Annotated in this window: 12 protein-coding genes; 5 read left to right on the top strand and 7 right to left on the bottom strand. The window is 46.4% G+C overall.

Annotation, left to right across the window (positions count from 1 at the left end; translation table 11 throughout):
- Positions 1-664: 664 nt before the first annotated feature.
- Positions 665-868 (bottom strand): hypothetical protein, encoded by a 204-nt coding sequence (locus QT974_RS10505; RefSeq protein WP_333468431.1) that lies wholly within the window; start codon positions 866-868, stop codon positions 665-667.
- Between the two features lie 215 nt (positions 869-1,083).
- Here QT974_RS10505 and QT974_RS10500 point away from each other — a divergent pair, with 215 nt between their 5' ends.
- Positions 1,084-1,968 (top strand): aspartoacylase, encoded by an 885-nt coding sequence (locus QT974_RS10500; RefSeq protein ID WP_333468430.1) that lies wholly within the window; start codon positions 1,084-1,086, stop codon positions 1,966-1,968.
- Between the two features lie 300 nt (positions 1,969-2,268).
- Here the strand turns inward: QT974_RS10500 and QT974_RS10495 are convergent, their stop codons facing one another.
- On the bottom strand, positions 2,269-2,973 hold the full coding sequence (locus tag QT974_RS10495) for a phosphatase PAP2 family protein (RefSeq protein ID WP_333468429.1): 705 nt from the start codon (positions 2,971-2,973) through the stop codon (positions 2,269-2,271).
- Between the two features lie 159 nt (positions 2,974-3,132).
- On the opposite strand from QT974_RS10495, the gene QT974_RS10490 reads away from it, so the two are divergent.
- Together QT974_RS10490 and QT974_RS10485 are read left to right on the top strand one after the other, a co-directional pair.
- Positions 3,133-4,212 (top strand): M23 family metallopeptidase, encoded by a 1,080-nt coding sequence (locus tag QT974_RS10490; RefSeq protein ID WP_333468428.1) that lies wholly within the window; start codon positions 3,133-3,135, stop codon positions 4,210-4,212.
- Between the two features lie 229 nt (positions 4,213-4,441).
- Positions 4,442-5,011, top strand: coding sequence for a hypothetical protein (locus tag QT974_RS10485; RefSeq protein WP_333468427.1), 570 nt, complete (start codon positions 4,442-4,444; stop codon positions 5,009-5,011).
- Positions 5,012-5,134: 123 nt separating this feature from the next.
- Here the strand turns inward: QT974_RS10485 and QT974_RS10480 are convergent, their stop codons facing one another.
- Positions 5,135-5,368 (bottom strand): hypothetical protein, encoded by a 234-nt coding sequence (locus QT974_RS10480; protein ID WP_333468426.1) that lies wholly within the window; start codon positions 5,366-5,368, stop codon positions 5,135-5,137.
- A gap of 180 nt (positions 5,369-5,548) precedes the next feature.
- On the opposite strand from QT974_RS10480, the gene QT974_RS10475 reads away from it, so the two are divergent.
- Complete coding sequence (locus QT974_RS10475) at positions 5,549-7,711, top strand: flavin-dependent dehydrogenase (RefSeq protein ID WP_333468425.1); 2,163 nt, start codon at positions 5,549-5,551, stop codon at positions 7,709-7,711.
- A 168-nt stretch (positions 7,712-7,879) separates the two neighbouring features.
- Here the strand turns inward: QT974_RS10475 and QT974_RS10470 are convergent, their stop codons facing one another.
- From QT974_RS10470 to QT974_RS10460, 3 genes are all read right to left on the bottom strand, one after another.
- On the bottom strand, positions 7,880-9,217 hold the full coding sequence (locus QT974_RS10470) for a hypothetical protein (RefSeq protein WP_333468424.1): 1,338 nt from the start codon (positions 9,215-9,217) through the stop codon (positions 7,880-7,882).
- Positions 9,218-9,443: 226 nt separating this feature from the next.
- Entirely contained in the window at positions 9,444-10,124 is a 681-nt protein-coding gene (locus QT974_RS10465) for a (2Fe-2S) ferredoxin domain-containing protein (protein ID WP_333468423.1), read from the bottom strand.
- Positions 10,125-10,257: 133 nt separating this feature from the next.
- On the bottom strand, positions 10,258-10,503 hold the full coding sequence (locus tag QT974_RS10460) for an Asr1405/Asl0597 family protein (protein ID WP_333468422.1): 246 nt from the start codon (positions 10,501-10,503) through the stop codon (positions 10,258-10,260).
- A 356-nt stretch (positions 10,504-10,859) separates the two neighbouring features.
- Between QT974_RS10460 and QT974_RS10455 the strand changes: the two genes are divergently transcribed.
- A complete protein-coding gene (locus tag QT974_RS10455) occupies positions 10,860-11,402 on the top strand; it encodes a Dps family protein (RefSeq protein ID WP_333468421.1) in 543 nt (180 codons plus the stop codon).
- Positions 11,403-11,525: 123 nt separating this feature from the next.
- Here the strand turns inward: QT974_RS10455 and chlP are convergent, their stop codons facing one another.
- A complete protein-coding gene (chlP, locus tag QT974_RS10450) occupies positions 11,526-12,746 on the bottom strand; it encodes a geranylgeranyl reductase (protein ID WP_333468420.1) in 1,221 nt (406 codons plus the stop codon).
- Positions 12,747-13,084 lie beyond the last annotated feature (338 nt).

Raw genomic sequence — 13,084 nt, 5'->3', positions numbered from 1 at the left:
CGCGTCAGATCTTTTGTCTCCCCGTAGTCTTCATTTGATTGTGACAGGATTTTTTACTTGGTGGGGAAGAGACGTAGGGATGAAGCATTTGGGCGACAATTTATGTTGAAAAACCAGATATTTATGTCCAAATGCTTCATCCTCTTCAACGGGGACGCGAGAACTGGTGTCAACCTCTCGCTGGGGCTGGGTGAAGCATTTGGGCATAAAACCCCTGGTGATAAACATGAATAGTCGCCTCGGCGTACGCCCTACATCTTTTCAACAGAAGCAATTCCTCCAACCCCAACCCCCCCAAATCCAATTCTGTGGAGCCCTCATCTGCCGATGAGTCGATCGACTGCAACAACTCTTCTCGCGTCAGATCTTTTGTCTCCCCGTAGTCTTCATTTGATTGTGACAGGATTTTTTGTTTATTGGGCAAGAGACGTAGGGATGAAGCATTTGGGCGACAATTTATGTTGCAAATGCGATATCCCATGTCCAAATGCTTCATCCTGCCCAATGAAAAGACTCCAAATTTGATCGAACTTTTGTTAACCTGCCGCGGGCATCCTTGTGTATTTAACCTGTCGCGGGGGCTGGGTGAAGCATTTGGAAATTAAATTATCTGTTGGAAAGCAGAGATAGTCGCCCAAATGCTTCACCCCTACAGTTGATTCGTTTATTCAATACTCTTTCGATCGTCTGTTTGATGAGAACTTATAGTGCGATCGATTTCTTCGCGGTGGCGATCGCTACTTTTAAGCTGCGTACATTTGCCAATCTCCGGTGGCAATTCCTGCAACTCCCATCCTGAAAACTCAAGTTTTGTAATTTTTTGATCGCTAACTAGATTAGTTTGTCCTAGTGCTTCTTCGCGCATCATATGCTTAGTTTCCGCGTGGGTTTCCACGCCATCTTGTTTCTATTCTGGCAGCAATTTGAAAAAACTGGGAAAATTTGCCAGTCGAGATGATAAACCGGGTTTCTACGAGTTTTGGGTTGGGTGACGAGAAATACATAGAAAAACCCTGTTTCTGAGGTCTGCGTTACCAATAGATGATAACTGATGGTATGCTTGGCATAGAAACTTGTTTGTTTATGAATCAAATTAAACGTGTTGCCATAGTGGGAGGAACCCACGGAAACGAACTCACAGGAGTATACCTTGTGAAGAAGTTCGATCGCGCGCCAGAGTTAATTGGGCGATCGACCTTTAAAACAATTACCATGTTAGCCAATCCCCAAGCCTGCTCCAGGGGGAGACGCTACATCGACATCGACCTCAACCGCTGCTTTCGCCGGCAAGATTTAGAAAATCCCCACCTCTCCAGCTACGAAGCCCAGCGGGCAAAAGAGATATACCACATTTTTAGCTCAAAAAACTCCGAGCAACAAAGCTTAATCGTCGATTTGCACAGCACCACATCGAACATGGGGCTAACATTTATTCTCGCCAGCCAGCATCCCTTTAACCTGCAACTAGCAGCTTATTTAACCTCTGTGTATCCGCACCTCAAGCTACTGGCTTCGACAACCAACCGTCAAGATAGCCCTGTACTGCGATCGATTTCTGAGTTAGGCGGTACGCTGGAAGTTGGCGCCGTCGCGCAAGGCGTGTTAGATGCGTCTTTATTTCAGCAAACCGAGCAAGTTATCGGCACAATATTAGATTGCACAGAAGCCTACAATCTAGGTACTATGCCCGTTGTCAATCATTCCCTGACTATTTATCAAAGCATTTGGGCGATCGACTATCCCAGAAACAACTCTGGAGAAATTCAGGCAATGATTCATCCTCAGCTACAATCGAGGGATTATGAAGCCTTGAATCCGGGCGAGCCGATGTTTTTGACCTTTGAGGGCGAGTCGGTCTTGTATGAAGGTAAATCGACCGTATATCCAATTTTTATTAATGAGGCGGCTTACTACGAAAAAGGAATTGCCATGTGTTTTACCCAAAAGTCAGTAGTCAGTAGTCCTTAGTCAGCAGTCATTAGTTATTAGTCAGCAGTCATTATATCAAATCCGTCAGCATCATCTTGTATTAATCTCTCTATTCTCTTCCTTCTCTTCCTTCGCGGCTTCGCGGTTAAATCATTCCGATACAACCGGAATTGATATTAGCCGTTAGTCATTAGTTAGTATTTATCGTATTTTATCCGGCAGCTTGGTTTCTAGTTTTTTTTCTTATGCGGCGGGTTTTATCCTAAATATTTTAAGAGAATTCAAGCAATAAATAAACCAGCGCCCGCTAGATACCGATGCCAGCGGACATCATATCAGTCAACAGTCATGAGAACTATCTGGTGACAAAAAGTTCTCTTCAGGAACAGGACGAGAATCATGAAACTGCTTCCATACTTCCAAACTGAAAATGCACGCAAGCAGCCACACCAAACCCGCAATATAACCAGCAATAACATCGGTAGGCCAGTGAACTCCGAGATAAAGCCGACTCAAACCTATACCAGCAATTAATACAACTGTCAAGCCGTAAATCAACCAGCGCTGTCTCGGAAAGCGCGCCGCCAAAAAATATCCTAGCAAACCGTAAACAACCATTGAAATCATTGCGTGTCCGCTAGGAAAACTGTAAAACTTTACCTCAACCGCGCGCTCCCAAAGTTGAGGTCGATCGCGCGCAAACAGTTGTTTTAAAAGCATATTTAAACCAACAGCCCCAGCGCCGGTAATTGCGATCGTTATGGCTTCCGATCGATGTTGGCGCACCCACAACATAATACCCAAACTCACGCTCAGGATGAGCAGCAAATTTGGTTCCCCAAAAAATGTCAAGGCGAGCATGATGCGATCGCGCACTGGATCGTGTAGGCTCCTGAGATATAGTAAAATTGATTTATCAAAAGCGTAGGTTTCCGAGTCCAAAACCTCACGGGCAATGGTGGCAAATGCCCACATTGCCAAACCAGCAACAGCCAGGCCGCCCAGCCGAATTATCGAAATTAGCGATCGAATTTTAGAGAGCATTTTTTAAGTAATTAACAATTAATTATCAAAAAGAGACAATAATACAACAAATCTAGGAAACGAAAACGCCCGATCGCTCGTCGAGATTCCTGAGCAAGTATATTTTGAATGATTAATTGATTTTTTCCTACCCACCTCAGCTTTAGATCCCACCGGCGAATGATTTTACTATCAAAAAAACACATTTCTACAATTTTGTTGACCGCCGGGTTGACAAGTATTTCTAGCTGCGATCTAGATACCGGAGTAAGTGCGCCGATCGCCCAAGCCAACTCGATCGCCCAACGCCTCGTCTCCTCAGCAGTCGCCCAACAGCCCAACAGTCCCAAATTTGGTCAGCCGATCGCCTGTAGCCTAGGAAAAGACTGTTTTGTCATGCACTATTTCGATCGCGATCCGGGCCCCGCCGCCGTTGAATTCGGCTGCGGGCGGCAAACCTACGACGGGCACGACGGGATAGACTTCGCCATTCCCGACGCTAAAGCAATGGCTAAAGGAGTCCCTGTTGTCGCCTCCGCTGCGGGCAAAGTTTTGCGAGCGCGAGATGGTGTAGTCGATCGGCGTTTGCAAAATCAGACAGACAAAGCCAACGTCGCAGGTACAGAATGCGGCAACGGTATGGTAATCGATCACGGCAACGGCTGGGAAGCCCAATATTGCCACCTCCGCCAAAACAGCCTTGTTGTCAAACCGGGAATGCAAGTACAAAAAGGCACTGTTTTGGGTATGGTAGGAAACTCAGGCCTGGCATCTTTCCCCCACGTACACGTCACTTTTCGCTATCAAGGTAAGCCCGTAGATCCGTTTGTCGGGCCCGATGCCAAATTAGGCTGCAACACCGCCCGCAATCCAATTTGGGATCAGCCGATCGACTATATTCCCACCGGTTTAATCCGCGCCGGTTTTGCCCCCAAGCCACCGGATGATAACACTGTTTGGGCCGGACAATTTTCTGAAACTACACTACCTGTCAACAGCCCGGTTTTACTGTTTTGGGTACAGAGTTACGGAGTTCTCAAGGGCGATCGCGAACAATACAAAATCTTTGCACCTGATGGCAAAACAATCGTCAACGACACCAAGGAAATTCCAGCCTCCAACCGCACTTGGTTGCGTTATGCTGGCAAAAAAAACAGTGCAAATTCTCCCCTGACTCCCGGAGTGTGGCGCGCCGAATATCGGTTGACGCGGGGCGATCGGGTGTTATCAGAAGTCAAGCGAGAAGTCGAATTGCGTTAGCGGCTAAGTTATACAATAGACAAGGTTACATAAATCTTTGGTGGATTGAGCAATCGCAGATTTAAGGAAGATTAACGCAGATGCTTTTCCTGATTGGAAACCGAGACTTTTAAGTGAGGCCTGGTTACTTTAAACTATTGTGGGGCTTTGCTTGTAGCCCGCTCCTAAAAGTCAAAACTCAATTCGCAACACCTTAATAATGTCATACAGTCAATTCACAAACCTAGAAATGATTGAAACCAACTTTGGCATCACCATTGCTGACAAAGTTGGTATTTTTGCCAATTTACCCGCATCCGAGTATAGCGACCTTCTCACTCAGACTCTACAAGAAAATATTTCTTTAGCTTTAGCAATAAATACCGAAAAAAGTCGCTCCGAATTAATAGTTGCACCTATTTTAGTGGAACTTAGAAAGCAGTTTAATTATCAAATTAGCTTGTTTTCAGGAAAAGAGTTTAATGTAGATTTAGAAAAAGGATTGACTGGTTTTTGTGATTTTCTAATTAGTCGTTCTCCAGAACAACTTTTAATTAAAGCCCCGGTTGTCGCCTTAGTAGAAGCTAAAAATGATAATATCCAAGCTGGACTTCCACAATGTATGGCAGAAATGATCGCAGCTCAAATTTTCAATGAAAGAAGAAACAATAATATTTCCGAAATATATGGAGTGGTCACAACCGGGACAAACTGGAAATTTTTACGACTTAGCAATCAAATCATGGAAGTCGATTTAAATGATTATTTTATTGATAATATTAGTCAAATTATTGGTATCTTAAAATATTTGATAAGATAGGAAGTACGAATGGAATTCGCGACTGCACAAACCTGTTAGCCTTCCCGAAGGGTAGTCCATTCCAAGCTGACTGAAGAAGAGCGTATAATTTTCGCCGCCGCGTCTTCTTCAGATTTTCACAATTTAGGGCAAATTTTCCCAAGCTTGAGCCACAATCTCGCTCAGCCAGCGCCTTTGAGTCAAATCGAGCAGATTGTCGTCGGCGAGAACCTCAGCCTTTAACTCATCCAAAGACTGAGAGCGCGATCGGGCTATTTGAATCACACCCGCGATCGCAGATGCTACCAATTCTTCATTCAGCGGCTGCTGTCGCAAAGCAATCATTTCTTGAGGATTCGTAGGAATGGGATAATTCATGAGATTGCATACCCAAGAAAGTAGATATTCAGCCACTGCGGGGCTTCCAGCCAATTAGCTAAAAATCTGAGAACACTGTAAACTTATTTAAAACTAAATAAGTATTTGGGAGTATAGCCTACTTTGCTCCCTTGTCAACTCCCCCATCTTTATGAATTTATTGAGAATAGAGACCCTAAAATGCAAGAAATTCTTTATTTAGAAGTCCCGACACCGGATACAGCAGCCGTCTGCACTTGGTTACAACAGGAATTCGATCCCGGAATCGGAGAAAAAATTATTACTCCTGACGGTTTTCGCCTGCTTTCCAACGTCACAGCAGCCGAATTGGTCAAATCTGGATCTCAAAACGCTAATCTAAAACCGACATTCGCTGATACTAATTCCGAAAATCATAATTCGCGATCGACAGAACTTTCCACCTTTGTCTGGTCAGTCCAGCGCACAACTTATTTAAAAGTGTTTCGTCTCGAAGACGCACCCGCTGGAGAAAGAAAGTTCCTGGAAACTTTGAATCTGGCTGTCAGAAACAAGTTTCCCGAAAACTACCCTCAACCTCCTGTCGTAGACCTCTCCAAACAGTCAATTTTTGAAGCTCTTGCCCCCTATTACCCACTCACCGTCAAATACTTCCAAAAAATGCCCAAAGGCGAATACGACCTTCAGCGCGTCTACTGGTGGGAGCAGCGCTGGCGTGAAGGTACTCGCAATCCTCAAGCACCAAAGCAAGTAGTGTTTTTGAAGGAAGAAGGTTCGGCAACCGATTCTGTAAGGGATGTAGCGGATGTAACGGATGTTAAGAAGAAGGTAAAAAGTACAGTTTCGGTGTGCGATTCTAGGGATACTGTTTACGATTTGATTTATATCGGCGGGGCGTTGGGAGTAATTCACGCCGCAGTGATGGCGAGATTGGGCTACCGAGTGTTGCTGCTAGAAAGAATGCCTTTCGGGCGGATGAATCGTGAGTGGAATATTTCGCGGGACGAAATTCAAAGCTTAATTGATTTGGGTTTATTTACGGCGGGGGAAATCGAAACTTTGATTGCTAGAGAATACAAAGATGGCTATAACAAGTTTTTTGATGCTAACAATCCAGCCGTTGCTCAAGCCCCAATTCTGCACACGCCGAAGGTGCTGAATATAGCTTTGGACGGTGAAAAACTGCTGTATTTGGCGGGAGTTAAGCTGACAGAAGCTGGCGGAGAAATTTGGGACGAAACTGAGTTTGTCAGAGCCGATGTCGAAGCGAAAAAAGTAGTGATTCAGAGCTGTCACTTGCCGACAAAAGCCGATCGCACTACCTCCGCCAGACTGCTCGTGGATGCCATGGGCTCAGCCTCTCCGATTGCTTGGCAATTGAACGGAGGGCGAGCTTTTGACAGCGTTTGTCCGACCGTCGGAGCTGCCATTGACGGAGGATTTGAGCCTGGGGTTTGGGATGCCGAGTACGGGGATGTTCTCTACAGTCATGGCGACATTTCCCGAGGCCGTCAGCTCATCTGGGAACTGTTTCCTGCTGCTGGTGGAGAACTCACAGTTTATCTTTTTCACTACCACCAGGTAAATCCCGAAAATCCCGGTTCTTTGCTGGAACTGTACGAGGACTTTTTCACTATTTTGCCGGAGTACCGCCGCTGCGATCTCGACAAATTGGTCTGGAAAAAACCGACTTTTGGTTATATCCCCGGGCATTTTAGCAGCAATAGTAGCGATCGCTCGGTAGCAGTCGATCGGCTAATTGCGATCGGCGACGCAGCATCTTTGCAATCTCCCCTCGTTTTCACAGGTTTCGGCTCCCTCGTCCGCAATCTTTTTCGTTTAACTGACCTTTTGGATACAGCGTTAAAACACGATTTATTAAGTGCCAATCACTTAAACCAAATTCGCGCTTACCAGAGCAACGTGTCAGTAACTTGGCTGTTTTCTAAAGGAATGATGGTTCCTACTGGCCGCAGTTTACCGCCCCAGAGAATCAATTCAATTCTCAATACCTTTTTCGGTATTTTGGCAGAACAAGAACTCGCTGTAGCCGAAACTTTTATCAAAGATAGAGTCGATTGGCTAACTTTCAATCGACTAGCTATTCAAGCAGCCGGAAAAAATCCTTCTCTCCTGCTGTGGATTTTAGATTTTGTCACCTTGGGCGATGTTTGGCGCTGGTTGGGGAGTTACTTGACTTTTACTCTGTTGGCTTTAGCTAGTTGGCTGTTCGGATGGCTACCCGGTTTCGCCCGCAAGGTACAGCCTTGGTTAGAGCCTCGGTATCCGGGTATTTGGCTGTGGCTGTTGGCTACTAGCTATGCTCTCACCTACGGCATGGGAAAGGGTAAAAAAGATTTTTGAGTTGATAGCTGAGTGCGAGCATTTCGCTGACCTTGAACACGCGAGCGAGATGCTCGCACTGCACTCGGAATAATATTTTTCCGGTCAAAACGCAGACGATACGATCTGTCTTTTTGGTAATTGGTAAATTTGAGCAATTACCAATTACCCATTACCAATTTGCGTTTGCTATCGAAAACTCGGCAATTCAATTTCAGCTAGCGATCGACGTTTTTTAGAAGCCCGCAGCGGATTGGAAATCAAAGTCAGCCACTCGGGTTGTCCGGCTGCTGTAGGTTTGACCGCACTCGATCGCACTTCCTGAAGCCCAAACGTTTCAACTGAATTCAAAATTTGAACCGCCTTGGTCAATTCTTGGCTACCTAAGGTGGGCGCAGTGGTTTCTGGCTCAGGTTCAGGCTTAGCCGCCGGTAGTTGAGGTTCCGCAATCGCAAGGGGCGAGTCAGTTTCTGGCTCAAACGGCTGATAGCTTTCAGTCTCCTCCAATTGAATGCCGGATGCTTGGGCTAATTTGTTAAGTTCGAGATTGGCGATCGATTCAGAGTCGATCGCATATTCAGCAACCGCTGCCTCTAGATGCTCTTCGGGATCTGACCAAGCTTTGACGGGGGAAGCGTTGAAGGCTGGCGGTAGCGGACTCTGAGAGCTTCTGACTGCCGCTAGCAAGGATTCTAATTGCTTGTGGGCGCTATCTTCCGCATCGTCAGGTGACTCAATAATTGGAGATTTTTGTGGCATCTCCAGACTTTTTTCCAAAGCAGCTTTAAATTGCAGAGTGTGGCGCTGCTGGCGGTGGAGGCGCGATCGCAATTCCCTGCAAACATTTTCTGTAGCTACTAGCTGGTGAAACTGCTCGTTGTAGCGCTGCACAGTAGACGCACATTCTCGCTCGACAATCGCTAACCTGGTTTGGCTGGTTGTCAACTGACTGCTTAAACTTTCCACTAAAATTTCTTGACCTTGCAGAGTTTGATGAGAAACTTCCACTTTCCCAAACAGTCGCGTCAATTGTTCTTGAGTGTTTGATAGCTCAGCAGTCCGCTGTTCTAGTAACGTTTCGCGATTCTCCAATTTGTTGTGGGACTCTTCGAGGGCTGTTTCTAGCTGAGCGATGCGCTGCAAAAGGTCGCGGTTGCATTCGTGCAGCGCTTGCATGAGGGTAACTGGTGTCGATCCTTTGTTCTGACGCTGTTCGACATTCCCAAGCAGATTTTTGAGATTGTCTGAAATCAGGGGCGATCCCACCTCAAGTGGCTGTGTTGGAGATAGCAAATTGTTTGCCGAAGGTGTTGTGGGAATTGCATCTACGCTGAGCGCGTTCGGAAAATCTACTGTTTCCCAGTCTTCTTCTGGTCGCTGGGAAACCCTTGCGGGAGTATCTGTCGGACGGGGGGCGATCGGCTCAAAACCCCCAGCAGCAGCAAAATTTGACTGCAATGGTTCGTTATCGGAGCGAACAGCAGGGTGCGATTGTTGCTGACTGGCTCGAAGATCAGCTTCTGACATGGCTTTTTATCCCAATACTCACAGAGTCTCAGATACAGTCTATCCTTATAGATTCTCCAAAAGGAAGTCCCTAGTCATTGGGCATTGGGCATTGGGGATGGGGCATTGGGCATTGGGCATGGGGCATGGGGCATTAGCCCGCGCAGGTCATTGGTCATTGGTCACAAGCAAAATTCTCCGATTGGGGACTCCGACATTCGGACATTCCGAGATTTCCTGCGATCGGCTAAACTTTAACAACTGCAAAATGTTTGTCAACAATTGCTGGAACTTCTGCCGGTTTGATGCGACTGTAGCGAGTTTTGTCCGGCATCACCACTATATTTGGCCCTGCTTTGCACTGTTTGAGACATCCGGTTCCCTGAACAGTCACTTGCTCTTCTAAACCCCGCGCATTCAAAGCATTTTCTAAAGCTTTACAGACTGCTGCGCCGCCCCGCTTCTGGCAGTCAGATTTTTGACATACTAATATTTTGGTTTGAGTTTTTGCCGCAGCTTTGACAGTTTGAGCTGCCCTAGCAGAGCTGACTTCGATTTTGCCGATCGCGCGATCGTCTTCGAGGGCTTCGCCAACCGATGTCATTACCCCAGCAGGTACGCTGGTAGAATCGAGGTGTTCGGGCGATCGATCGTTGTGGCCCCGAGCCAGAGTGAGGCTGCTAGCTTTCAGTTTTATTTTACCGTTTTTCAAATTGAGTTCTTTCTCACCTGCAACTTGAACTCTCAACCCCGGAGTCAAAACAGGCGCTAAAAATGACCGCAATTCCTTAGAAAGTTTAACAAGGTACTCTACTTTGCGATCGCTGCTAATACGCAAATACTTAAGTTTATAACCATCTTCAATAATCAGGCTGAGGATTTCTCCCTCTAAGCTGAATTCAGAAACTTGCTTGCCAGACTTATACATTGTCATCACTCCTTTACATCCGTTAAATCCCGTACATTGCGAGTAAGGCCGAACTTCCTTCTTCCTTTACATCCGTTACATCCGTTACATCCGTTACACAATCCGTTGCCGAACTTCCCTCTTCTTTCGGGCTTTATCCGATTTGCCAGCAGCACTCCAGCAACTGCACCAGTTCGCGCCGAGGGGCACTAACTTGCCTCAACACGCTCATTACCTGAGCAGCTTGTCTGACAGTGTTGACTTTTACCCGCAAAGGTTGGTCAACCGCACACCAGCAGGGAATTTCAAGCTCTTGCAAGCGTTTGTAAACTTGCCACCTGTCTAGCCAACTAACTTGCACAATCTCACAAACTTCTAACTCTGCATCTGCTGGATTCATTTTTTGACAACAGTAATAATTTGCATTAATTTTTGCCCTGACCGATCGCGCGCACAAGTTAAAAGCCAGATTTCAGAACAAAGTCAAGGATTGTCAAAAGCCCTTCCTGAAAAATTATGCCTTTTGCCTGCTGCTTTCTGCCTTCGGAAGATTCGCCCCACTTTCAGGAAGCATTCAGAACGAGCATCTTTTTCCAGCATAACGCAACTGCTAATAATTCTCAATAGGTTTACAAAAAAATTTTTCTACTCTACAAACTCTTCCACTATCGAGGCAGACCCTGCTTGACTGGCAAATCTGGGATGCTAAACTAACTCTATTGGCAACAATCACTGCCTATTGAAAGGAGAACACACATGGCCCAGATTCAGAGTGCATTGAGACCGTTTGGCCACATAGCTGAAAACCCTGTTCTGCTGGAACATTCAGTCACAGCACCGATTTGTGAAGGGATGAACGCGCTGCTGGCGAGTTTTCAGGCTCTATACCTGCAATATCAAAAACATCATTTTGTGGTGGAAGGAGCAGAATTTTACTCCTTGCACAAATTCTTTGAAGAAAGCTACGGAGAAGCTCAAGATAGCGTCCACGAATTGGGCGAACGGTTGAACGGATTGGGCGGCATACCCGCAGCTAGCTTTAGCAAATTAGCCGAGCTGTGCTGTTTTGAGCCAGAAGCCGACGGCGTGTATTCGTGCCGCCAAATGCTGGAACACGATTTGACTGCCGAACAAGCTATAATCGGTTTGTTGCGCCGTCAAGCAGGACAAGCAGAAAGTTTGGGCGATCGAGCTACGCGCTACCTCTACGAAAAAATCCTGCTAAAAACAGAAGAGCGAGCTTATCACATTTCCCACTTCCTCGCCCCCGATACCTTAGTGCAACTGAGCTTGAACTAACAATTCTTCTTCTTCCTTCTCTTCCTTCGCGCCCTTTGCGCCTTCGCGGTTCGTTAATCTAAGCTGTAAAAAAAGCGAGCAGCCTTGTGACTGCCCGCTTTTTTATACAATGTTTGCTAGCAATTAAGGCGCCAAAGCACTACCGCGCAACAAACTACCAATCGTTTTCGCAGTAATCTTCATCTGAATCAAGGGATTAGCCGGTACTACAGTCTTATACAAGTAGCTATCGAATGTGAGTTTCTGCACATCGCGATCGGCACACATTTCCACAAAAGCTTCGCGAGTAGCATCGGAACGGTAGAACACGCGCTGCAAAATGTCAAGCACCTTGTAAGTAATACCGTAAGCCTTATCCCACCGCTTCAGATAAAGCTTAATTTCTTGTTCAGTCGGAATCCGCGCGCCCTTATTGGAAATTTCCACAATAGTTTCAGCGCACATCCGGCCAGACTTAGCCGCAAAATAGATACCTTCGCCCGAAGACTTGGTAACATAACCGGCGGCGTCACCGATGAGAGCAACTCGGCCGACAACGCGGCGGGGACGCGGATGTTCTGGGATGGGGTGAGCTTCCACTTTAATGATTTCACCGCCGAGGAGTTTTTTGGCAGCGCGGGCGCGGACTCCTGCTTGCAGCTTTTTGATATCGGCTTGATTGACTTTCATCGTGCCGGTACCCACGGCTACGTGGTCGTATTTGGGGAACACCCAGGCGTAGAAGTCGGTGGAAACGTCATCGCCGACGTACATTTCGGCTAGACCTTCGTAGTAAGCCATTTTATCTTCTGGCAGGCGGATGCGCTCTTGGAAGGCGATCGCATAATTGTAGTCACCAGCATCAATCGCCTTTGCTACGCGGGAGTTAGCGCCATCAGCGCCGATTACCAAATCCACTTTCAGAGTTTTCTGAGTTCCCACAGCGGTGCCGTTGGAGTGGTCGGCGTAGTGGAGAATGTAGGGGTCGGTGTTGTTCCCGGGAATTTCTAAGGTGTGAACAGTACCGTTAATTAGTTTGGCACCTAAGGAAGCAGCCCGATCGCGCAAAAAGCCATCGAGGACTTCGCGGCGGCACATACCGATGTATTCGTGTTCGTTTTCGATGTTGATATCCACCTCTACGTTGGAGGGGGAAATCATTTTCATTTTTCTGACTTGGCGATCGATAATACTTTGTGGCAAGTCAAATTCTTCAACCATGCACAGAGGAATTGCCCCACCGCAGGGTTTAGCGTTGTCTAATTTGCGTTCAAATAAATAAGTTTCGATGCCTGCTTTTACCAATGTTTCGGCGGCGCAAGAACCCGCTGGCCCCGATCCAACAACTGCAACCCGTAGTGTCAAAGCTTTTCTCCCAATTTTTTCTATAAGTCTTTACCCAGTCAGATGTGATGGTATCACGGAGTTTCTGTGCTGTGGGGTGAGAATCGGAGATTTAAATGAAATGCAACAGAGCTTAACAATTGGATACAAAAATAGGGTTTTTGATGCTGGTTTCTATGGCAAATCTTAAATTTTTCATGTTAGATGAATGCGAATGGACGCTGATGTGCGATCGAATTAAATACTGTAGGGACACAACATTGTTTATTAGTGTCAACTTCGCAAAGTTAAAACTTTTTGTATATCTCGTTTATCGCCGAGGCCCGATCCCCCTAAATCCCCCTTAAGAAGGGGGACTT

Origin of the sequence: Microcoleus sp. BM001215392 (assembly GCF_036700185.1) — a bacterium.
Lineage (GTDB): Bacteria > Cyanobacteriota > Cyanobacteriia > Cyanobacteriales > Microcoleaceae > Microcoleus.
Note: the sequence above shows the minus strand (reverse complement) of the source record. Positions and strands in the feature narration are given on the sequence as shown.

What these genes read in the sequence shown, in the direction of transcription:
- QT974_RS10455 (WP_333468421.1), top strand. Translation starts at nt 10,860, where the DNA reads ATGGCCCAGATTCAGAGTGCATTGAGACCGTTTGGCCACATAGCTGAA.
- QT974_RS10490 (WP_333468428.1), top strand. Translation starts at nt 3,133, where the DNA reads ATGATTTTACTATCAAAAAAACACATTTCTACAATTTTGTTGACCGCC.
- QT974_RS10460 (WP_333468422.1), bottom strand. Translation starts at nt 10,503, where the DNA reads ATGAATCCAGCAGATGCAGAGTTAGAAGTTTGTGAGATTGTGCAAGTT.
- QT974_RS10505 (WP_333468431.1), bottom strand. Translation starts at nt 868, where the DNA reads ATGATGCGCGAAGAAGCACTAGGACAAACTAATCTAGTTAGCGATCAA.
- QT974_RS10470 (WP_333468424.1), bottom strand. Translation starts at nt 9,217, where the DNA reads ATGTCAGAAGCTGATCTTCGAGCCAGTCAGCAACAATCGCACCCTGCT.
- QT974_RS10475 (WP_333468425.1), top strand. Translation starts at nt 5,549, where the DNA reads ATGCAAGAAATTCTTTATTTAGAAGTCCCGACACCGGATACAGCAGCC.
- QT974_RS10465 (WP_333468423.1), bottom strand. Translation starts at nt 10,124, where the DNA reads ATGTATAAGTCTGGCAAGCAAGTTTCTGAATTCAGCTTAGAGGGAGAA.
- QT974_RS10495 (WP_333468429.1), bottom strand. Translation starts at nt 2,973, where the DNA reads ATGCTCTCTAAAATTCGATCGCTAATTTCGATAATTCGGCTGGGCGGC.
- QT974_RS10500 (WP_333468430.1), top strand. Translation starts at nt 1,084, where the DNA reads ATGAATCAAATTAAACGTGTTGCCATAGTGGGAGGAACCCACGGAAAC.
- QT974_RS10480 (WP_333468426.1), bottom strand. Translation starts at nt 5,368, where the DNA reads ATGAATTATCCCATTCCTACGAATCCTCAAGAAATGATTGCTTTGCGA.
- QT974_RS10485 (WP_333468427.1), top strand. Translation starts at nt 4,442, where the DNA reads ATGATTGAAACCAACTTTGGCATCACCATTGCTGACAAAGTTGGTATT.